The sequence below is a fragment of the Rhodococcus pseudokoreensis genome, from assembly GCF_017068395.1.
Classification (GTDB): Bacteria; Actinomycetota; Actinomycetes; order Mycobacteriales; family Mycobacteriaceae; genus Rhodococcus_F; species Rhodococcus_F pseudokoreensis.
Window position 1 is genome coordinate 129,738 of the sequence record NZ_CP070615.1, and the last position, 21,754, is coordinate 151,491.

Here is a 21,754-nt window from a genome sequence, read left to right on the forward strand (position 1 = left end):
TCCCGGCAGCACCATGTACCAGGAGATGGCGGCCGCGCCTGACCGGGCTCGCGGCGATACGGACGCTTCAGCGCAGGGCACTGCCGGCCTGCCAGGCATCCCATGGCACGCTCCAGTCGCCGTTCTGCCACAGCTGAAGTGGTTCACCTCCGGTATTGCGGACCTCGACCACGTCTCCGGGCAGGGAGAAGTCGTAGAACCATTGCGCATTGACGCGGCTGAGATTCAGGCATCCATGCGAGACGTTGGTGTTCCCCTGGGCCCAGACGGTGTCCTCGAGTTCGTGCAGATAGATCCCGTCGGTACTGATGCGAGTGGCGTAGTTGATGGATTCTTTGTAGCCGAGCCGGGAATTGACCGGCAATCCGTAAGTCGAGGAATCCATCACCACCGGGTTGGCCTTGTCGAGGACCGTGTAGATGCCCGGCTGAGTCCAAAACGACAGAGTCTGACCGTTGATCACTTCGGTACCACCCATTCCCATCGACGTCGGCATGGTGCGGACGACCTCGCCGTTGTTGGTGACGGTGACCTGTTTGGTGGTGTCGTCGGCGACGGAGATGTGGGCGTCCCCGATGGTGAACGAGGTGCTCGCGTCTTCCTGCCCGAACAATCCCTCCCCGAGGGGCACGCCATAGACATTCGCGCGGGCGGTGACCCGGGTCCCGGGCGCGTAGTAGTTCTGCGGGCGCCAGTGCACATTCTGATCGTCGGCCCAGTACCACGAACCGTCGACCTTCGGTGAGGTCTCCACGCTCAACGCCCTCTCCGCGGCGGCACGATCGGTGATCGGTTCATCGAAGTGGGTGACGGCGACGATGCCGACCCCGAATGTGCCACCGTCGGTGAGGAGATTGCCGCCCGAGGTGACGAACGATGGTTGGGTCAGATTGTCGGGCTGCACAGTCGAAAAGGTGCTGGTCCGTTCGCTGCGTTTACCGTCGGTGTTCGTCGCACTGATCACGAGCGTGTAGGTCTTGCCATAACCCAGCGGCCCAACCGGTTTCCACACGAGGCGGTCGGGAGTGAAGATTCCGTCGACGACCTTGCCCTCGTTGTTGGTCATCGTGACCGATTCGAGTGCCCCGTCGCTCGTTTGTACCGACACTGGAGCCACCGGGTTGACCCCGCTCGCGCCGTCAACAGTCGTCACGGTGATAGCGGGCCCGGCCGTCGGCCCCGCGCTTCCGTCGGCGGTGGACGGCTCTGATCCGGCGCATCCCGCTAAGACCGTGATGAACAGCGCGAGGGCAAGGAGTGGGGCGAGTTTGCGGAAGCGGTGACACTGCATGGGTCCTCCATACCAATTGATGTGGGGCGGCAGCTCGAACGCGCGGCGCGACCACCACTCATCCAACCAGGCCGATGAACTCGCCGGATCCCGCGAGTCGCCCGTGCGCGACCTCTCACGCAGGGCTGAGCGCGCGGAGCGGGTACCGGTCGCCTTAGAAAAACTATGTAGAATAGTAGTTAAGGTGCGGTTCACTCTGGTGCCGCACCAGTACTCCTTCGACCGGAAAGGCGTTGCTGCTCAACGGATATCGACCCCAGTGCTCGCCCTGCACCCACCATTGACCGACGGTGACGCGGGGCGATGGTGTCGTGTCTTCGAAGGAGGGCCGCCGGACGGGCGCGCAAAACCATCTACACGAGAAGGAGTACGCGATGAGCGTCGGTTCATGGAAGAACTTATTCGGCAAGGGCAAGGACGCGGTGTCGCAGAACGCGGACAAGATCCAGTCCGCCATCGACAAGGCAGCGATCGCGGCCGACAGCAAGACCAATCGCAAGTACAGCGGACAGATTCGCAAGGTGGCGGACGCGGCCAAAAAGGCTATTCCCCCAAAGAAATAACCCCCGACCTGCGCTCCGCGCGGAGGGGGCGTCGCTCGCTGCCTGGTGCCAATGGGAATCCTGAGAATATCGGGATTCCTGTTACCGGAGAGGAGAAAGTCCACTACCGTTACGGCGTGTCGACTTGACTAACCCCTAATTCTCGCCTTCGTTGCCGGTCGCGTCAGCGGCCCGACGGCGGACGCGGGGCCCGCAGGAAGGCGAGATGATGCGCAGTACGAACGATCATGGCGTGATCCGCCGGTTTGCGCCGATGCTCGTCGGCGCAACCTCCGTATTCGCGGCGGTCCAGTTCGGGGCACCACCACCGTCTGCCGCGGACCCACAGGAGACGTCCCCGACGCCCTCGGCGTTGGCCACAGCGGTCGCGGACGCACTGACCGAGGTAGCCGATCAAGCCGATCCCGCAGTCACCGTGGTGGATCCCAGCTTGTGGCAGACGGTCGCGAACATCACGATGACAAGCCTCACGGACGTCTCGCAGAGCGGCGGCGCCGACGCGACCACGCAGTCTCGGCTCGCCGAGTGCCTGACGGCATGGTCCGCTCAGGGACGACCCGACGGGAACGACGCCCTCGGCGCATGCGCCGGTGAACTGATCAGCGTGAACATCAATCTCGCGCAACGCCTTCTCACCGCACTCGCGGCCGAACAGGACGCTCCGTCGCCGGAGGCTGAACAGGACGCTCTGTCGCCGGAGGCTGAACAGGACGCTCTGTCGCCGGAGGCCGAACAGGACGCTCTGTCGCCGGAGGCCGACCCCGCATTGGAGGCAAGCACACCCGAGGCAAGCACACCCGAGGCGGCCGACCCGACCGGTGAGGCCGGGGATTCCGCCGCAGCCACCGGGGAAAGCTCTGGAGAAACCACCGAAACCACAACACCCTCAGAGTCAGGTACGGGGCCGGAGTCCGACGCATCGGAACCGGAGATCATGCCGGAGGGCGCGAGCCGATCCGCCCAGGAGTCCGATCCACCCGTGCCGGGAACACCACCGGACGGCGCGACCCAGGACGACCCGGAGTCCGGCGCCAGCGGGACAACCACGACGGACGTACCAACTACACCTGCCCCCCGTACGTGGAACCGTCCGAGCGCACGGGGGTTCGTGGCCCCCACATCGGGCGATGTCACCTCGACGCTGGGGGATGGGCGTCAGCACGGGGGGATTGACATCGCGAACACGCTCGGCGCCCCGATCGTCGCCGTCGCCGATGGGGAGGTCATCAGCGCCGGGCCGGCACAGGGGTTCGGGTTGTGGGTGCGCATCAAGCACGACGACGGTACGGTGACCACCTACGGGCACAACAACGACAATTTGGTATCCGTCGGGCAACGGGTCAAAGCGGGTCAGCGGATCGCGACGATCGGAAACCGAGGGAACTCGACCGGTCCGCACCTGCACTTCGAGGTCGAGTCACCCACCGGCGATGAGATCGATCCCCTGCAGTGGCTGACAGCGCGGGGAGCTGCGATTGTCGGTCTCGACTGACCCCACCCTATCTGGTGGTGCCGATCGTCACCGGGCTCGTCGCGGTGGATGCCGATCAGCCGCAGGAGGAGAGTCAGTCGTGTCGGCGCAACTCGCCCACCGGCCGACGTCGCCGACCGCCCTAAAACTATGCGGAGTAGTAGCCGCGGTACCCTCTCGGGGTGAACTCACGGTCGGATGTCGTCGCGCGGATGCGCGGCGCCCTCGTGGGTTCAGTCTCCGGTGCGGTCAGCATCGCCGCGCACGGCATCGGCGGCGGAGGAATGCCACCGAGCGAGAGCGCGGTCGTACTGCTCATCGCGGTCTGCGCCGCGGTCGGAGCGATGGTGTCCGCGATCCGGGTGAGCAGTCACCGCACGGCCTTCGTCGTGGCGGTGCTCGCGGCGGGACAGGTTGCCGGGCATGCATCGTTGGCGGTGGCTACCCATCACTCCCATGGCCTCCAACTGTCCGCATCGATGATCGCCGCTCACGTCGTCGCCACCATCGTTGCGGCAGGGTTGATCCGTTCGGCCGAACGAGCGTGCCTGATCGCCCTGGCCGCGTTGTCGCGGATCGTCTTGATCGTGTTGGCGCCGCGTCCGGTCGATACCGGCACGTGGACGGCGACCCCGGTCTACCGCGCAAAACTCGCCCTGTGGCTGCTCGTCAACGCCACCGCTGGAACCCGCGCCCCACCCGCCCTAATCTAAGCGGTCGACGTGCCCGGCTCGGATGATCCGCCCGTGCACGATAGCGGCGGCCGACTCGTCGGCGCGCTGGCCGCATCTCCCTTAACCGCCTGCCCACCACATACGCCGTGCGTATGCGTAGTCAGGCGTGTCCAGATCACGGCCCCCGGGCTTCGCCGTACGAGCGAGCCCGTGGTCGGTCACGCCTTTCGGGCTGCATCCGCACCTCGGGGAACTCCCTGTGGTGACGCGCGCGTCACCACAGGCGGACCTTGCAATGGTGTGCGTGCGGCCCTGACCTCACGAATCGAGATGGTCATGTCCGTTCCCGAACTCGACCGCGACGCCGATGTCGCGCGTGACGAGCCGTCAGCGGCACGGGATCCTTCCCCACCGCGCGGTTTGCGCCCGATGATCCTGCGGCTGCACTTCTATGCCGGCGTTTTCGTGGCACCGTTCCTGGTCGTGGCCGCTGTCAGCGGCGGGCTCTACGCTCTTGCACCGTCCCTCGAACAGCTCGTGTACCGCGACTACCTCGCCGTCGAACCGACAGGACCGGCGCTGCCGATCACCGACCAGGTGCGCGCTGCACAACAAGTCCGCCCCGACCTCGAGCTCGCGGCGGTGCGCCCCGCCGCGCAGCCCGGCGACACCACCCGCGTGCTGTTCACCGATCCGGGCCTGGGCGAGTCGGAGCGACGCGCAGTCTTCATCGACCCGGCCACAGCGCAGTCGCGGGGGGAGCTGGTGGTCTACGGCAGTAGTGGCGCACTGCCCGTGCGCACCTGGCTCTCGCAGTTGCACCGGCACCTGCATCTGGGTGAGCCGGGCCGCATCTACAGCGAGCTTGCGGCCTCGTGGCTGTGGGTCATCGCCCTCGGCGGGGTGTACCTATGGGTACGGCGTTACCGCACTCACCGACAGCGCGATGCGGCCGCCCGATTGTGGGCACTCGACCGCGCAAGTCGAGGACGGCGCCGTACCTTGAACTGGCACGGCGTGGTCGGCATCTGGATCGCTGTCGGTCTGGTGTTCTTGTCGGCGACCGGGCTGACCTGGTCACGGTATGCCGGGCAGAACATCACCGACTTGCGCAGCGCACTGAGCTGGACCACCCCCGAACTTGATACCGCACTCGGATCCAGTGATCCCAGCGCCATGGCGTCCGGCGGTCATAACGGTCACGGCGGAGCATCCATGCCGCCGTCACCCGAGCAGATGGCACCGGTCGACATGATCGTCGGCGAAGTCGACACCGTACTCGAGGTCGCGCAGGCAAGCGGCATCAACGGTGCCGTCGAGGTGTCGATCCCCGCGGATGCTTCCACCGCGTTCACCGTCACCCAGACCCGCCAGCCCTGGCGGTTCTCGACCGACTCGATCGCCGTCGACGGGGTCAGCGGCCAGGTCACCGACCTGTCGCGGTTCGCGCAGTGGCCGCTGGTGGCGAAGCTGTCCTCCTGGGGCATCGCCCTGCATATGGGTGTGTTGTTCGGGCTACTCAACCAGCTGGTGTTGGCGGCGCTCGCGGTGGCGTTGCTGACCGTCATCGTGCGCGGCTACATCCTGTGGTGGCGTCGCCGCCCGACCCACGAACACCGGTGGGGCCCGCCGCCGAAGCGAGGCGTCCTGCGCGGCGTCCATCCCGCGGCCGCGGTAGCTGTGGTTGCCGGTGCGATCGCGATCGGATGGTTCATCCCATTACTGGGGCTGAGCCTGATCGCGTTTGTGCTTGTCGATGCCACCATCGGCGCCCGCGCTCGCCTACGCAGCCGCCGCGAAGCCAGCGGACAACGGCTCTGATCGAAGTCCGCGTCACCGGCAGAACTGCCGAACCCGGTGCAGGGCAACACTCTTTCCCCCGTGTGGCGCCGGGCGAGCGGCGCTGTGAGACCACGCGACGCGATTCAGCGCGTCCAGCATTGATGGAGAAGACACAAAGATGACCAGATCGTCCCTTGGTTACACCCTGACTGCCGGCGCAGTATGCGTCGGCCTACTGGTGGCCGGATGCAGCTCGTCCCCACAAACGCCGTCGGCGACGCAAGCCGACTCGGTCACGGTGACCGATCAGTGGGTCAAGGCCGCCGATAGCGGCATGACCTCGGCCTTCGCGGAACTGGCCAACACCGGCCGCGGCGACGTGCGCATCGTGTCGGCGAGCAGCCCGGCCTCGGCCCGGATGGAATTGCACGAGATGGCCCCGGGTGAAGGGGGGTCGATGGCCATGCGGCAGAAGCCGGACGGGGTCGTCGTTCCGGCGAACGGCACGCACAGCATTTCACCCGGCGGCGACCATCTGATGCTGATGGATATCACCGCGCCGTTGACCCCCGGCACCATCGCCACTTTCACCCTCACCTTCGAAGATGGGTCGACCACGAGTTTCGATGCCGCTGTCCGGGACTTCTCCGGCAACAAGGAGGAGTACCTGCCGACTGAGGACGAACCCGCCGAGGGCGCGTCCGCGACCACCTCCAATCACGGTGGCTGAGTGCGAGAACCCCTCGAGTCGCGGTGTGAGCCGGCGGCGTCTCCTCGGCGGAGGCGCCGCCGCGCTCGGGGCGACCGGACTCGGATGGGGAATACACGCGGTCGCGGAGCGGGTCGATCCCACGGCGGCCATCGACGGCGGGCTGACCGAGCCGTTCTTCGGGACACATCAGGCTGGGATCGCCACCCCCGTGCAGGCGCACGCCCAGTTCGTCGGGCTGGATCTGCGTCCGGGCGCCAGAGCGGCGACCCTGATCGGCATCCTGAAGGTGTGGACCGACGACGCCGCCAGACTGGCGAACGGTGCACCGGCGCTCGCCGACACCGAGCCCGAACTGGCTGCCGCCCCGGCCCGGCTGACTGTCACGATTGGGCTCGGGTCCGGCGCATTCGCCGCCGCGGACGTGGTCGGCGATCAGCCGCCCTGGTTGCGGCCACTGCCGGCGTTTCCCATCGACAAACTTGACGACGGTTGGGGGCAAACGGATTTGCTGCTGCAAGTCTGTGCTGACGATCAGATGGCAGTCGCCCATGCGGTGCGTGTTCTGTTGAAGAATGTGCGCTCACTGGTCACGGTGCGGTGGTCCCAGCACGGGTTCCGGCACGCCCGCCGCAGCCACCCCGAAGGCACCACGATGCGGAACCTGATGGGGCAGGTCGATGGCACTGTCAATCCCGACCCTGCGACGGACTTCGACGAACTGGTCTGGGACGACGGCGCGGGTGTGCCGTGGCTTGCAGGTGGCACCTCGCTGGTGCTGCGCCGGATCCGGATGGAACTCGACACCTGGGAAGAAATCGACCGTTCCGGAAGGGAACTGATCGTCGGTCGCACGCTCGATACCGGGGCGCCGTTGACCGGCAGCAGCGAGAACGACGCTCCGGACTTCGCGGCGACCGATCGATACGGAATTCCGGTCATCCCGCCGTCCTCGCATATTGCGCGAGCCCAACCCTTCGGCGACCGCGAGCGTTTCCATCGGCGCGCCTACAACTACGACGATGCACCCGGGCCCGGGCAGACCTCGAACTCGGGGCTGATCTTCGCCGCCTACCAGCGTGACGTCGACGCCCAGTTCCGGCCCGTCCAGCAGCGGCTGGCCGAGTTCGACGCGCTCAACCAGTGGACCACGCCGATCGGGTCCGCGGTCTACGCGATTCCGCCGGGAGTGACCTCGGTAGAGGACTATCTCGGGAGCAGCTTGCTCGACGGCCGTACCTGAGCGTCGGCGCACGGCGCTCGGCCCTGCAGCGCCCGGTCATCACGAACAGGAGGTGGACCGCGCGGACCGGCGGTTTCCTCTGGTGCAGGAGATTTGGGCGTGTCATGTGGAAGCTCCGGCCGGTACCTGACATGCGGGCCGACCGGAGCTTCCGGGACAGGGGGAACGGCTACCAGGGCAGCTCCTCGCAGCGTCCCGGTCCCTGTGCGGGTTCGACCTGCAAGGTGGCGTGTGGGAGGTCGAACTTCTCCGCCAGCAATGTCTGTGCCGAGGCAAGGACCGACGCGGGGTCGGCGTCGGATTCGGTGGTCAAATGTGCCGAGGCCACCTCCATGCCGCTGGTGAGTGTCCACACGTGCAGATCGTGAGCGTCCTGGACCCCGGGCAGTGCGTTGAGCTCGCGGGTGATCTCGGGGATGTCGAGCCCCGACGGGGCATGCTGGAGCAGGATCCGCAGCGCGTGTCGCCCGAGGTTGTATGCGCGGGGGAGTACGAACAGTCCGATGGCGACACCGATGACCGGGTCGGCGTAGCGCCACCCGAACAGCAAGGTCACTAGGCCACTGATCAGCACGCCGACCGAACCGAGCATGTCTGCCATGACCTCGAGGTAGGCGCCGCGCACGTTCAGGCTTTCCTTCGCCCCCGACCGCAGGAGCAGGAAGGCGGCCACGTTCATCACCAAGCCCACAATGGCCACGATGGTGACCGGCAGGCCCGGCACCTCCGGTGGATCGGACAGCCGACCGGCTGCCTCGTACAGCACCCACCCGGCCACGCCGAACAGCAGGATCGCGTTGAACAGGGCCGCAAAGACTTCCGCCCGGTACAGGCCGAACGTGCGATCCGGCCGGGCCGCTGCGCGTTGTGCGAGCAGGATCGCGGTCAGTGCCATCAGAATGCCGAAGACGTCGGTGAATACGTGTGCGGAGTCGGACAGCAGCGCCAGTGACGACGTCGACAGGCCGACTACGACTTGTGTGACGAAGGTGACCAGTCCGAGCCCTACCGCGACCCACAGTCGCCACACATGTTTGGCCGATGCGCTCGTTGCGTCGGCGGGCGAGATGCCGTGCCCGTGCCCGTGGCCATGCCCCATGAGCGTTCGTCCTTCCGTTCGGATGTCGATTCAACCTTATATTGTCATATGCGCATGTATATACGCGAGTGGTTCGCGTGCGTTCAGGGTGAAATTCGCATCCGGACAGCCCACTACTATCCTCCATAGTATTTCGGCGACCGTGCGCATGTGTGGTGAGCCGGGCCGACAGGAATTCGATGAAGTAACCAGGAAGGCCTTCTCCGCGTGAGTGCAGTGGACGACGTCGACGCCCGACCCGGCGACCGTGGACGCAGGCGCGCCCTGCCGCAGCTGCTCGGATGGGCGGCGCTGGCGGGCATCGTCGCCGCGGGGCTGGCGCAACTGTCGGCCTCGGAGGTGCTGCGGTTGCTGGGCCTGCCCGACCCGGGGGCGATCACCACCTACGGCGTGCCGGCGGTCATGGCGTTCGGTGAGACGGCGGCCGTCGTCATGGTCGGCTCGCTGCTGCTCGCGGCGGTCCTGGTGCCGCCGCAATCCTCCGGGGTCCTCGATGTGGACGGCTATCTGGCGGTGCGCACCGCCAGTGTGGCTGCCGCCATTTGGGCGGTCTGCGCGGCACTGTTGGTACCGCTGACGCTCTCGGACAGTTCCGGTCAGAGTCTCGGCACGGTCTTCGCCGACCCCGGACCGTTCTTTGAAGCTGTCGCCGACCTCGAGGTCCCAAAAGCGTGGGCGTGGACCTGCCTGATCGCTGTGGTCGTCGCGGCCGTGTGCCGGCTGGTGCTGCGCCACAAGTGGGCACCGACCCTGCTCCTATTGGCCGTCGCGAGTCTGATGCCGCGTGCCCTGTCGGGTCACTCGGCGTCGGGCGGCTCCCACGACATCGCCACCAACAGCCTGGTCTTCCATATCGTCGCCGCCGCCCTGTGGATGGGCGGGCTGGTCGCGCTGGTGCTGCACGTGCGCCGACGCGGGCAGCACCTCGATGTCGCGGCCCGCCGGTTCTCGGCCATTGCGGTCGGCGCCTACGTGATCATGGCGGTCTCCGGGGTGGTCAACGCCGCGGTACGGGTGCCGGTGACCGCGCTGGTGACCAGCACCTACGGTGTGTTGATCCTGGCGAAAGTCGCCGCCCTGGTTCTGGTGGGGCTCGCGGGTTGGCGTCAGCGCACCGTCGCGGTGACAGCCCTGGAGAAGGATCCGCAGGACCGCACGGAGTTCACCCGGCTCGCGGTCGTCGAGTCGGTGGTGCTTTCGATGACCATCGGCATCGCGGTCGCGCTCGGCCGCACCCCGCCACCGGCGGGCGAGCGCCGCGAGCCGACCCCGCTCGGGGAAACCCTGGGCTACGACCTGGGCGGTGCGCCGTCACCGCTGCGTCTGATGATCGACTGGCGTTTCGATCTGATCTTCGGGGCCGCGGCGATACTTCTCGCCGCCACGTATCTTCTCGGTGTTCGGCGACTGCGCCGCGACCAGCAGGACTGGCCGGTGCTGCGCACCGTGAGCTGGGTGCTCGGCTGCGCCGCGCTGCTGCTCGCCACATCCTCAGGCGTGGGGCGCTTCGCCCCGGCCGTGTTCAGCGTCCACATGGGCGCCGTCGCGGCGCTCGCGATCATCGCTCCGCTTCTTCTCGTGCTGGGGGCGCCGTTCACCCTCTTCTCCCGCACCGTGTGCCGCGGCCGGGTCGGCGTGCCGGGAATGTGGGAGTGGTCGCAACAGATCTACCGCAGCGCCCCCGTGCGCTTCCTCACCCACCCGGCCGTCGCGTTCACGCTGTTCATCGGCGGTTTCTACGTGTTCTACCTGGGCGGGCTCTACGACTCCGTCGGCGGTTCGCATTTCTGGCACGTGGCGGCGAATGCCTACTTCGTGATGACCGGGTTCGTGTTCTTCTGGGTTGGTGTCGGGAGCGATCCGGCCCCACACCGGACGGCGCCGCGAACTCGGCTGCTCGTGGTGGTCGGCGCACTCGCGGCCTACGCCTGCTTCCTGATCGTGGTGGCCGACTCCGGCACGGTGATCGCCGCCGAGTACTACACCACCCTGCGGCGCGGCTGGTTCGACGACCTCGCCGCCGATCAACGGCTCGGCGCCGCGGTGGGCCTGATGGCCGGGGCGTTGCCCTTGGTGGCCGCGGCCGCGGTCGCGGCCCTCCGGATCCGGGACGCGCGCCGACGCCGCCCCTCCGCCTCGATGCAGGCGCACGTCGATCGGAACGCCACACCATAGCCCCGCGCTGCGGGCTCGCTTCGGCACTTCGCCGCCCCCAGGGTGTCAACCCCCGGATGAAAAACTATGCGAAATAGTAGTACTGTGGCCCGTGTCCGTCACCATTTCGTTATCTTCACCCACGCAAGGAACCCGATCTTGGCACGTCACCGCAGGCCCGAACCCGACGATCTCGACGCGTGGAGCAGCGACGGCGACATCCCCCAGGCGCCGGCACCGGTGGTGGTGACGGCAACCCACCCCGCAAGCACGCTTCCGGCGGAGGGCGAATTCGGGGACGGCGCACCCGGTGGGAATGATCTCGTCGAGCCGCAGGCCGGCGAATCGCTTCAGGAGCAGGCTGCCCGACGCCACCGGCGCGGCGGAGCCCACCGTCGCCCCGCCCCGGGTCGGCCCGGCGGGCGGGTCGCGGTCCTGTCGGTGGCCACCGGCGCCCTGCTGGCCGCCGGAACGTCGTCCGCACACGCCGCCCAGACCGAGACCGCCCCGCAGGTGGAGATCGCCCCGCAACCGCCCGCCGACCCGGTAACCCAGGCCCTGGCGTCCGTGCCCCAGGTGTTGCAGATCCCGGAGATTCCGGACCTGACGAAGTTCACCGATCAGCTGGCGAAGGCGCGGGAGCGGGAGGCCGAACGCACCGAGCGGGCGGCGGCCGAACGCGCCGCGCAGGAATCCGCGGCCCGCACCCAAGAGCTCGCCGCACCGGGAAAGGTCGGGTCTCTCCGTCCGCCGGGAACCTCAATCGCACCGGTCAGCGGAACACTCACCTCGAACTACGGGGCACGGTGGGGCACGACCCACTACGGCCTCGATATCGCCAACGACATCGGAACACCGATCGTCGCGGTGACCGACGGCACGGTCCTCGAGGCCGGACCGGCGCAGGGTTTCGGCCTGTGGGTGCGGATCCAGCAGGACGACGGCACCATCGGCGTCTTCGGGCACATCAACGAAGCCCTGGTGACGGCCGGACAGAAAGTCCGGGCCGGCGAACAGATCGCCACGGTCGGAAACCGCGGCCAATCGACAGGTCCGCACCTGCATTACGAGGTGTGGCAGCCGGACGGCGTGAAGGCGGATCCGGCGGCGTGGTTGCGTAACCGTGGGATCGACATGACATCATCCGATTGAGGGTTTGACGGAGTTTCGGGACGTGAGGAGAAGAGCCATGAAGCGACTCGGTGGCCTCGAAGCCGAAGTGATGGACATCCTGTGGTCCTCGGACGAGCCGATGTCGGTCCACGATCTGCTCGACACACTCAACGAGCGCAAGCAGCACGCCTACACCACCATCCTGACGGTCGTGACGCACCTGCACGAGAAGGAGTGGGTCCAGCGGGAGAAGCGCAGCCGTGCCTTCTACTACTTCCCGGTCCGCACCCGCGAGGAAGCGACGTCGCAGGCACTGCGGGCGCTGCTCGACAGCAGTAGTGATTCGGCGGCCGTGCTGCTGCATTTCGCGCGCACGGTTTCTGACAGCGAACTCGAGGCACTGCGCCGTGGCCTGTCGAAGAAGGGTCGCGGCAAGTGACCCTCGCACTCATCCTGCTGGTCGGGGCGGCACTGGTGGCGGTGCTCGCCCCGTCGGTCCTCGAGCGGATGACATTGTCGGCCATGCGCCCGAGCGTGGTGCTGGCCTCGTGGCTGGCGAGTATGGCCAGTGTGTTGTTCTTCGGGTGCTCTGCGGTCGTGATTCTTTTCTGGCCGGAACACGCACCGGCCGAGGGCATGATCGACACGATCGTGCGGTGCTTCTCTGCGGTGCAGCACACCGCCCGGCCGTGGATAGGGGAGTCGCTCGCCGTCGCCGGCATCGTCACGGTCATGGCGCTGGCCGCGCGCGTGGTCTTCTTCGCCCGCCGCCAATCCACTGCGCGGGCGCAGATGCAGGACTTTCACCGCGACGTGGTCGCCATCGTTGCCCGACGAGAACCGGACCGTGGCGATGTGATGTGGCTCGATCACCCACTCCCGATGGCCTATTCCGTCTCCGGCCGGCCGGGCTTCGTCGTCGCCACCGAAGGTCTGTCGTCCAGCCTGAGCAGCGTCGAACGCGACGCCGTGCTCGCCCACGAACGCGCTCACCTCAGCGGCCACCACCACCGAATCGTCAGCATCTGCGACGTCCTCGCCAAGGTCTTCCCCCGCGTGCCGCTCTTCGCCCGCGCGCCGGGTGCGGTCAAGACGGTCATCGAACTGGCCGCCGACCAACAGGCCGCCAAGGCCACCAGTCCCGCAGTGGTCAGCTCCGCGCTCGCTGCGGTCGCCGACGCCGCTCTGCCCCAGCCGGCATGGACGCTTGGCCTCGGTAACGACACCACGTTGCGTCTGTGGCGTCTGCGAGTGGCCCCACAGACCAGGTATTCGAGGTTGGCGTGCTGCGCCGCCGCCGCCGTGACCATCACGCTGCCCGCCTTCGCGGCGCTGGTGGTGGTCCTGGTGTTCTCGACCGCAGCGTGCATCATGGTGGCCTAGAAGGGTTTTCGTTGGTGGGGCGTGAACTCCACCACCTAAATACTATGCCGCATAGTAGTTGAGTTAGGCTGTCGAACGTCTTATTGATTGCGTCTCGACAGGAAGCGGGCATCTCATGACTGCCATCGCACCCCCACCCGTCGCCACCCGGGCATATCCCGCCCGCACGGCGCCCAAGGGGTCGTTTCTCTTCAAAATGATCACCACCACCGATCCCAAGGTGCTCGGGATCATGTACCTGGTGACCTCGTTCGCGTTCTTCCTCGTCGGCGGCCTGATGGCGCTGATGATGCGCGCCGAGCTCGCTGTGCCCGGCATGCAGTTCCTGTCGAACGAGCAGTACAACCAGCTGTTCACCATGCACGGCACCATCATGCTGCTGCTCTATGCGACCCCCGTAGTGTTCGGGTTCGCCAACTTCATCCTGCCGCTGCAGATCGGCGCCCCCGACGTGGCGTTCCCCCGCCTCAACGCGTTCAGCTACTGGCTGTATCTGTTCGGGGCGCTCATCGCGACCGCCGGGTTCATCACCCCGGGCGGCGCCGCCGACTTCGGCTGGACCGCCTACGCCCCACTCAGCTCCGCAATAAGTTCGCCCGGTATCGGCGCGGACCTGTGGATCGTCGGTCTGCTGGTCTCGGGCCTGGGCACCATCCTGGGCGGTGTCAACATGATCACCACCGTGGTCTGCCTGCGCGCCCCCGGTATGACGATGTTCCGCATGCCGATCTTCACCTGGAACATCTTCATCACCAGCATCCTGATTTTGCTGGCGTTCCCGCTGCTGACCGCGGCACTGCTCGCGCTGCTCGCCGACCGGCAACTCGGCGCCCACATCTTCGACCCGGCCACCGGCGGTGTGATGTTGTGGCAGCACCTGTTCTGGTTCTTCGGACACCCCGAGGTGTACATCATCGCGCTGCCGTTCTTCGGCATCGTCTCGGAGATCTTCCCGGTCTTCTCCCGCAAGCCGATCTTCGGGTACACCGGCCTGATCTACGCGACCCTGGCGATCGCCGCCCTCTCCATCGCGGTGTGGGCGCACCACATGTACGCCACCGGCGCCGTGCTGCTGCCGTACTTCTCGTTCATGACGTTCCTGATCGCCGTCCCGACCGGGGTGAAGATCTTCAACTGGATCGGCACCATCTGGAAGGGCCACCTGACGTTCGAGTCGCCGATGCTGTTCTCGATCGGCTTCCTCGTCACGTTCCTCTTCGGCGGTCTGTCCGGTGTGCTCCTCGCCAGCCCGCCGATCGACTTCCAGGTGACGGACACCTACTTCGTGGTCGCCCACTTCCACTACGTCGTCTTCGGCACCGTCGTGTTCGCCACCTACGCCGGCATCTACTTCTGGTTCCCGAAGATGACCGGCCGCATGATGGACGAGCCCCTGGGCAAGTGGCACTTCTGGACCACGTTCATCGGCTTCCACGGCACCTTCCTCGTCCAGCACTGGCTGGGTAACGAAGGTATGCCCCGCCGCTACGCCGACTACCTGCCCTCGGACGGCTTCACGTTCCTGAACTCGTTCTCCACGATCTTCGCGTTCGTCCTCGGTGCCTCGACGCTGCCGTTCATCTGGAACGTCTTCAAGAGCTACCGGTACGGCGAGGTCGTCACCGTCGATGACCCGTGGGGCTTCGGCAACTCGCTCGAGTGGGCCACCAGCTGCCCGCCGCCGCGGCACAACTTCACCGAGCTGCCGCGCATCCGCTCCGAACGTCCCGCGTTCGAGCTGCACTACCCGCACATGATCGCGCGGATGCAAGCCGAAGCGCACGTCGGATCGGGCCACCGGAAGTCCGTCGCACCGTCCGAACATCTCACCGAAGCCATCGTGGACGGCGACGGCGGAACCGCGGCACCCGAACAGGCCCGGTAGCACCTACCGGACACGAAACATCGATCGGAAATGCAACCATGACAACGAGCGCGATGCCGGTACTGACCGTACCGGGAACCGATGAGGCCACCGCCGCCCTGGCCGACTGGCTGATTCGTAGCCTGGTCCCCACCGTCCTCGACGGTGCGGGCATGGCTTCGGCCGCCGACGACCTGTGTGGACTTGCTCCCATCACCTGTCGCCACATCGCCCGCCCCCGCGGACTCCGTGGGCACGAGCGGCAGGTACTTCGCGTCATCGATTCGATCGAGTCTGCGCTGCGGCGACCACCCGTCATGGCGGACACGGGGGAGGCACCGCTCGACCTCGCCGAGGAACTCCGACCGATTCCCGAGGCGATCCTCGATGCCGCAGCGCATATCGGTGGAACCATCGCCGACATCGGCAGCCCGGTAGCCGCGCTGGCGAACCGGCTGCTGCTGCTCGCCGCGATTCCCATCGGCTCCGGGTGGGGCACCATGACCCCGGAACAGGTTCGGGCCCAGGCAACGGCCTCGTACTGTTCCCTGCTGACCTATCTGTGGCGTCACGACCCGGGCGCGCAGATCTCGCTGAAGGGAGCGCGGTGACCACGCCCGCTATAGCAGCGCGGCGACGACTTCGCTGCGCGGAAGGACATCGATAGACCATGGGAATCTCGGCGATGCGCCACACACATGCCCCTGACGCCGGCAGTTCCCCGCAGCCGGGATCGGTCACCACCCGACACCTGGTGCAGGCCATCGGCGTCTACGCGATCGCCCGGCTGCTGCTGGTGGCGGTGGTCGCGGCGGCGATCATGGCGGTGGGCCCGCTGATCGGGCGCGACGTCGACTTCCTCATCGCCGCGGTGTTCGCGGTGCTGATCTCGATGCCCCTCTCCCTGGCCGTGTTCGCCGCACAGCGCAAGAAGGTCAACGCCACAATCGCGGCGTTCGATGCTCAACGAACCGCGAGCGCGGCCCGCACCAGCCCACAGTTCCGGAAGGCAGGTCGCCGATCATGAACGACCCGGGCGACGCCGAAACCCCACCATCACCAGACCACCCGAACCGAGACGATGCGGCCGCAGCACCGGGGCGGTCCGGTTTCCTGAGCAGCACCGACCCTTCTGCGGCGCAGGTGACCGCTGCGGAGGCCGAACGAAAGATGGCCTCCGAGATCAACCCCGGGGCCCGGGCGATGGTCGTCGCGGCGGCGGTACTGGTGCTGTTGCTCTCGTTCTCCCTGCCACACTCCGGGGTGGCCAACGGCTGGGACGTGCTCGTCAGCAGCGACAATGCCGGTGCCGAAGCAATCGCACTGCCCTCGCGGATCTTCGTCACCCTCGCCGTTGCGTTCGGTGCGGTGATGTCGATGCTCGCTCTCGTCACCCGGATGTGGGTGGTGGCGTGGGCTGCGTTGGCCGGCTGCGCTCTGGGCAGCGTGTTCGGCATGCTCGCGGTGTGGTCGCGTCAGACGGTCTCGCCCAACCTCGATGTCGCCGGAGTCGGCCCCGGGCTGCTTCTCGGGTGGGTAACAGTGATCTTCTTGACCTTCCACTGGCTCAAAGTGGTGTGGGGTCGCACCGTGGCCCAGATGGACGCCGAGCAGGAGCGGCGACGGCTGACCGCCGAAGCCGAGCAGCGCGGCGACCTTCCGCCCGGCTCCGGCGCGTTCCGACCGAAGCTCAAGTGAGAACGCCGCGTCGGGGTCCCGCACCATGGCCTGCGCCCGATCCGAGCATCCGCCTCGTGGTGATGCGGGCAGAAAGATGATGAGGAGGACAGTAGTGAAACGAATCATCACCGTACTGGCCGTGGCCGCGGTGTGGTTGCTGCTCGGGATCGTTCCGGCCCAGGCCCACAGTGAACTGGTGAGTTCGACGCCGACGGCGGATTCGGTTCTCGACACCCCGCCTCAGAGTGTCGAATTGGTCTTCAACCAGAAGGTTCAGAACACCTTCGTCACCGTCACAGTCGTCGGAACCGACGGGCAACAATGGGGCAACTCCACCCCGGTCGTCGCCGGTGAGCGCCTCACCGCGGGCATCGAGGCGGGCATCCCTCCCGGGGTGTATACGGTGGGCTACCGCGTGGTTTCCGAGGATGGTCACCCGATTACCGGTTCATACCCGTTTACCGTGTCGGCGGCGCCCGGCCCCGCCGGCGCGACACCCGGCCCCACAGAGGCGGCTGCGGCGACCCCGGCCTCGTCGGCCATCGGGATGACGACCACGGAGACATCGAAGGGCGCACCGATGGTGCTGCCGATCCTCGGCGGAATCGTTGTGTTGCTCTTTGTCGGCGGCATTGTCTTGGTGCTGCGCGGTGAGCGCCGCAAGAAGGGCTGAGGGCGCACCGCGTGAGACCGATACGGCCATGAGGTTCTCGATCCTTCTCGCCGCCGGACTGATCGACCTGCCCAGGACTCGCCGTCACCGGGAACGATGCTGGCGTGGCAGCCACAGCCACAGCCGCCTGCGGCAGTGGCCGGGAGCCGGGAGCCGGGGGATAAGGGAACAGAAGAACGGCACCCTGCCTCGGACGGGCGAACGTGCCGATCGGGCTGCCGCGACATAGAGCTCGGTACGGAAGGGCCGCCCTGTACCCGAAGTGAATGTCAAGGTCAAGATGAAAAACTATGCAAGATAGTAGTACTGTGACCGTGTCCGTCATCATTTCGTTATCTTGAACCACGCAAGGAAACCGATCTTGGCACGCCACAGAAGGCCCGAACCTGACGATCTCGACTTCCTGCGCTGGGACCTCGACTCCGACGCAGCCCAGGAGGCTGCCCCGCAAGCGGGTGACGCTGCCGACGCAGATGGCGATGCGACCGCCACGATCGGCGCGGAAATGAACCTCGGCCACGACGGCTACGTGACGGACTCTGCTACGAAGATCTCCGACACCACCGCCCGTCCGCGGCGAACCGGATCCCACAGGCGTTCGGTGCCGTCGCGGCACAGCGGACGGATCATGGTGCTTTCGATCGCCACGGGCGCACTCCTGGCCGCCGGGACGTCGACCGCACACGGCAGCCCCGCCGCCGACGCCCCCGGGGTCGATGTGGCGCCGCAACCGACCCCCGACCCGGTGGCCCAGGCTCTCTCCTCCGTACCTCAGGTGTTGCAGATTCCCCAGATCCCGGAACTCTCCGACTTCGCGGACCAGCTGGCCCGGGCGCGTGAGCGAGAAGCCGCACGTGCCGAGCGTGAGGCCGCCGCCCGCCGGCCGATGTCCATTGCGCCAGTGAGTGGAACCTTGACCTCGAACTATGGGGCCCGGTGGGGGACGACTCACTACGGGCTCGACATCGCCAACTCCATCGGCACACCGATTGTGTCGGTGACCGATGGCACCGTCCTCGAGGCCGGCCCGGCCTCCGGGTTCGGATTGTGGGTTCGTATCCTGCAGGACGACGGCACCATCGGGGTCTTCGGGCACATCAACGAAGCCTTGGTAACCGCAGGACAGAAGGTCCGCGCAGGGGAGCAGATCGCCACGGTTGGCAATCGCGGCCAATCGACAGGTCCGCATTTGCATTACGAGGTATGGCAGCCTGACGGTCGGAAGGCCGATCCCCTGGCCTGGTTGAACGCACGGGGGGTTCAGCTTCAATCTCCGGATGTGCGCGGATGACGCGGTGAGAAAAGGGCATGAAGGGACTTCGGGTCTCGCTGCCGACGCGATGAATTTGTTGGGACTCGACGGAACCGTAGTCGGTACGGGGTCGACTCGACCGGCTCGGTGGCCGTGAGCAGCACGCCTACAACACGGTTATCACCGTCGCTACCCACCTGCATGCGATGGGGTCACTGAATCGCGAGAAGCGCAGTCGGTGTCCATCTATTCCTCCTCACGCAGCCACGAGGAGGTCACCTCGTTCGGCGCGCCGTCCAGGTGAGCACGGTGGCGACCGAGCCCTTCACCTGCCGGACCGGTGCCGTCGCCGCTGGTCGCCGATACCTGGGTTCGGCGCGGTGTCGTCGCGGACGACGAGACCTGTGTTCGCCGATGCGGGAACCACCAGTTCCACTTGCCGAATAGTCGCATCAGCGCCGGAACCAGGACCAGCCGCACGATGACCGCGTCGATGGCCACCGCCACCGCCAGTGCGAGGCCGAGTTGTTTGAGTTCCAATACATCCGCGGTGACGAAACTGCCGAAGACCACGACCATGATCGCGGCGGCCGCGGTGATCGGCCGTGCCGTATGTGTGATGCCGGCGGCGACTGAGTACTGGTTGTCGTGACTCGATTCCCAGTACTCGCGCATACGACCGATCAGGAAGACCTCGTAGTCCATCGATAGCCCGAACAGGATCACGAAAACGACGGTGGGCAGGTAGACCTGAAGGAATCCGGGGCTGACGAAGTCGAGCAACGATTCGCCGATGCCCCACTGGAAGACGGCCACGGTGATGCCCAGGGCGGCACCGGTCGCCAGGAGGTTCATCGCAATCGCCTTCACCGGGAGCACCAGGCTGCGGAAAGCGGCAATGAGGAACACGAGAGACGACCCGAGGACCAGGGCAATGACCAGCGGAAGCTTCGTCGTCATTTCGTCGGAGATGTCCACGAACTCGGCGGTACTGCCACCGATCAGAATCACCGGTCCGCCGTCGCGGGCCGAGTTGTCCGCCGCTGCACGAAGATCGCGTACCAGTTCACCGGCGACCATGGAATCGAACGGCACCCTCGGCACGACCGAGATGAGCAGTCGCCCAGCACCTTCCTGCGCCGGGAGGACCGCATCGACGCGGTCATCGCGTGCGACACCGCCGACGAGTTGATCGATGCGTGCGACGCCCTCGGCGGTCAGGGGGGTCTCACCGGGGCCGGTGGCGACAATTTCGATGGGGGACAGCGATCCTGGTGGAAAGTTCGCGGTCAAAGCCGTCGACGCTCTCCCCGCGGGTGTGTCTTCGAGAGCGGAGGTACCCATATCCAGGCCGTATCGAATCCCGAAAATGGGCATCGCTGCGAGGACCAGGACAGCGACTGCCAGCCCACCGAACATCACCGGGCGCGCCATCATCGCGTACGCCCACCGCGCCCACCTGCCGGACTTCCCCGGGTCGGCGGGAGTGGACTCGGCCGCCCGCATCCGCTGCGGTAGGGCGCCGCGGTTGACCGCCGGGCCGAGTGTAGCCAGGAGTGCAGGTAGCAGGGTCAGGCTGACGATCAGGGTGCTTACCACGGCCGTCGCCACCGCGAGGGCAATCCCTCGAAAGATCGGAGCCTGCATGACGACCAGTGAACACAGCGAAATCATCACGATGAGCCCCGACGCGATGATCGTTTTTCCCGTGGTCATCAATGATCGTCCGACAGCGTCCGCGATCTCTGGCCGACTGTCCCGTCGGGTGACCCCGGCCCGCGCGAGCTCCTCGCGAAAGCGGCTGACGATGAACATGGCGTAGTCGATGCCGACGCCAATGCCGATCATCGTGGCCATCGAGACGACCAGCGAATCGAATGTCGTGAGCGTTGACATTGCGAGCATCACTCCGACCGCGACAAGCAGGCCGGCGACAGCCACCCCGATCGGCACGATCGCGGCAACGAGCGCGCCCAGCGCCAGCACGAGAAGCACCAGCGCCACCGGAATTCCGATCGTCTCGGCGCCCTGCACGTCGGCGTTCTGGATCTCGGTCACGTCGTTCTGGACGGGGGAGTAGCCAGTGACGGCGGCGTCGACGTCCCCGGTGTTGCCGCCCTGAACGACGCTTTGCAACTGCTCGGCCACGGTTGCCCGCTGAGGCGTGTCGCCGTCCAACCCGACAACAGCGATCGCTACGCGGCGATCGTCAGAGATCTGCGCACCGGGGTCTCCGGTGTAGGGGCCGATGACACGGCGCACCCCCGGTACCTGCTGCGCAGCCTCGAGAGTCCGGTCGACCACCGTCTTGAACTCGGGGCTGTCGGCTGTTCGTGTCGGCGACTGGAACACGATGACATCTTGCTCCACGCCGAATTGTGGGAAATAGGTAGTGAGCAATCGGTCCACCTCGGTCGATTCGGATCCCTTGACTCTGAAATCCGGTGCACCAAGCCGGTTCTCCAACATCGGGTAGGCCGCCGCGCAGCCGACGAGCAGCGCCGCCCAGACGGCCAGCACGACCCTCCGGTGCCGTGCCATCGCGACTCCCCAGACGAAAAGGAGGGGCAGGCGGTCTCGCATCCCGGAATCGACGCCGACCGACCGAGCATACAATTCATATATGCGCATGTGACTATGTTTGCGCTTCGGCTCCGCAAAAAGCAACCCCTGAACGGGAAATTGGGCCGTCGCGATGACGCTCGAACACAGCTGTTGCACCACTCGCAACAAAGGCAGTAGCCGTCCATCCCCGCACGCCCGCGGCCGCATCGCATTCGGCGCTGCCGTCGCCCGGGCGGCG

At 66.6% G+C, this 21,754-nt stretch carries 19 protein-coding genes; 16 read left to right on the plus strand and 3 right to left on the minus strand.

Annotated features, from left to right (window positions below; translation table 11 throughout):
* Positions 1-67: 67 nt before the first annotated feature.
* The gene (locus tag JWS13_RS02860) at positions 68-1,291 is read right to left on the minus strand and encodes a L,D-transpeptidase (protein ID WP_206004536.1); all 1,224 of its coding nucleotides are present in this window, start codon (positions 1,289-1,291) and stop codon (positions 68-70) included.
* Positions 1,292-1,665: 374 nt separating this feature from the next.
* Between JWS13_RS02860 and JWS13_RS02865 the strand changes: the two genes are divergently transcribed.
* From JWS13_RS02865 to JWS13_RS02890, 6 genes are all read left to right on the plus strand, one after another.
* Positions 1,666-1,854: an antitoxin gene (locus tag JWS13_RS02865; RefSeq protein WP_128643887.1), complete on the plus strand. Its 189-nt coding sequence runs from the start codon at positions 1,666-1,668 to the stop codon at positions 1,852-1,854.
* 604 nt (positions 1,855-2,458) lie between these two features.
* The gene (locus JWS13_RS02870) at positions 2,459-3,346 is read left to right on the plus strand and encodes a M23 family metallopeptidase (RefSeq protein WP_420854989.1); all 888 of its coding nucleotides are present in this window, start codon (positions 2,459-2,461) and stop codon (positions 3,344-3,346) included.
* A gap of 161 nt (positions 3,347-3,507) precedes the next feature.
* The gene (locus JWS13_RS02875) at positions 3,508-4,038 is read left to right on the plus strand and encodes a hypothetical protein (protein ID WP_241032037.1); all 531 of its coding nucleotides are present in this window, start codon (positions 3,508-3,510) and stop codon (positions 4,036-4,038) included.
* Positions 4,039-4,335: 297 nt separating this feature from the next.
* Positions 4,336-5,820, plus strand: coding sequence for a PepSY-associated TM helix domain-containing protein (locus JWS13_RS02880; RefSeq protein ID WP_128644120.1), 1,485 nt, complete (start codon positions 4,336-4,338; stop codon positions 5,818-5,820).
* Between the two features lie 139 nt (positions 5,821-5,959).
* Complete coding sequence (locus JWS13_RS02885) at positions 5,960-6,511, plus strand: copper chaperone PCu(A)C (protein ID WP_206004404.1); 552 nt, start codon at positions 5,960-5,962, stop codon at positions 6,509-6,511.
* Entirely contained in the window at positions 6,504-7,733 is a 1,230-nt protein-coding gene (locus tag JWS13_RS02890; protein WP_241032038.1) for a Dyp-type peroxidase, read from the plus strand. Before JWS13_RS02885 ends, JWS13_RS02890 begins: the two co-directional genes overlap by 8 nt.
* A 169-nt stretch (positions 7,734-7,902) precedes the next feature.
* Here the strand turns inward: JWS13_RS02890 and JWS13_RS02895 are convergent, their stop codons facing one another.
* Entirely contained in the window at positions 7,903-8,832 is a 930-nt protein-coding gene (locus JWS13_RS02895) for a cation diffusion facilitator family transporter (RefSeq protein WP_206004406.1), read from the minus strand.
* Between the two features lie 207 nt (positions 8,833-9,039).
* Here JWS13_RS02895 and JWS13_RS02900 point away from each other — a divergent pair, with 207 nt between their 5' ends.
* The 10 genes from JWS13_RS02900 to JWS13_RS02945 all read left to right on the plus strand — a co-directional run bounded on the left by JWS13_RS02900 (position 9,040) and on the right by JWS13_RS02945 (position 18,990).
* Positions 9,040-11,007, plus strand: coding sequence for a bifunctional copper resistance protein CopD/cytochrome c oxidase assembly protein (locus JWS13_RS02900; RefSeq protein WP_206004407.1), 1,968 nt, complete (start codon positions 9,040-9,042; stop codon positions 11,005-11,007).
* Between the two features lie 138 nt (positions 11,008-11,145).
* Positions 11,146-12,138 carry a M23 family metallopeptidase gene (locus JWS13_RS02905; protein ID WP_420854985.1) on the plus strand — a complete coding sequence of 331 codons (993 nt, stop codon included), beginning with the start codon at positions 11,146-11,148 and terminating at the stop codon, positions 12,136-12,138.
* A 37-nt stretch (positions 12,139-12,175) separates the two neighbouring features.
* On the plus strand, positions 12,176-12,538 hold the full coding sequence (locus JWS13_RS02910) for a BlaI/MecI/CopY family transcriptional regulator (RefSeq protein ID WP_206004408.1): 363 nt from the start codon (positions 12,176-12,178) through the stop codon (positions 12,536-12,538).
* Positions 12,535-13,482 (plus strand): M56 family metallopeptidase, encoded by a 948-nt coding sequence (locus JWS13_RS02915; protein ID WP_206004409.1) that lies wholly within the window; start codon positions 12,535-12,537, stop codon positions 13,480-13,482. The genes JWS13_RS02910 and JWS13_RS02915 overlap by 4 nt, the downstream gene beginning before the upstream one ends.
* A gap of 115 nt (positions 13,483-13,597) precedes the next feature.
* Complete coding sequence (gene ctaD, locus JWS13_RS02920; RefSeq protein ID WP_206004410.1) at positions 13,598-15,367, plus strand: aa3-type cytochrome oxidase subunit I; 1,770 nt, start codon at positions 13,598-13,600, stop codon at positions 15,365-15,367.
* A 38-nt stretch (positions 15,368-15,405) separates the two neighbouring features.
* Positions 15,406-15,957, plus strand: a complete 552-nt coding sequence (locus tag JWS13_RS02925) for a hypothetical protein (RefSeq protein ID WP_128643905.1) — start codon at positions 15,406-15,408, stop codon at positions 15,955-15,957.
* A gap of 59 nt (positions 15,958-16,016) precedes the next feature.
* Complete coding sequence (locus tag JWS13_RS02930; RefSeq protein WP_128643907.1) at positions 16,017-16,373, plus strand: DUF4229 domain-containing protein; 357 nt, start codon at positions 16,017-16,019, stop codon at positions 16,371-16,373.
* Positions 16,370-17,044 (plus strand): Rv2732c family membrane protein, encoded by a 675-nt coding sequence (locus tag JWS13_RS02935; RefSeq protein ID WP_206004411.1) that lies wholly within the window; start codon positions 16,370-16,372, stop codon positions 17,042-17,044. Before JWS13_RS02930 ends, JWS13_RS02935 begins: the two co-directional genes overlap by 4 nt.
* 94 nt (positions 17,045-17,138) lie before the next feature.
* Positions 17,139-17,699 carry a copper resistance CopC family protein gene (locus tag JWS13_RS02940; protein ID WP_206004412.1) on the plus strand — a complete coding sequence of 187 codons (561 nt, stop codon included), beginning with the start codon at positions 17,139-17,141 and terminating at the stop codon, positions 17,697-17,699.
* Positions 17,700-18,060: 361 nt separating this feature from the next.
* The gene (locus JWS13_RS02945) at positions 18,061-18,990 is read left to right on the plus strand and encodes a M23 family metallopeptidase (RefSeq protein WP_241032039.1); all 930 of its coding nucleotides are present in this window, start codon (positions 18,061-18,063) and stop codon (positions 18,988-18,990) included.
* Positions 18,991-19,197: 207 nt separating this feature from the next.
* Here the strand turns inward: JWS13_RS02945 and JWS13_RS02950 are convergent, their stop codons facing one another.
* The gene (locus JWS13_RS02950) at positions 19,198-21,492 is read right to left on the minus strand and encodes an MMPL family transporter (RefSeq protein WP_206004413.1); all 2,295 of its coding nucleotides are present in this window, start codon (positions 21,490-21,492) and stop codon (positions 19,198-19,200) included.
* Between the last annotated feature and the right edge of the window lie 262 nt (positions 21,493-21,754).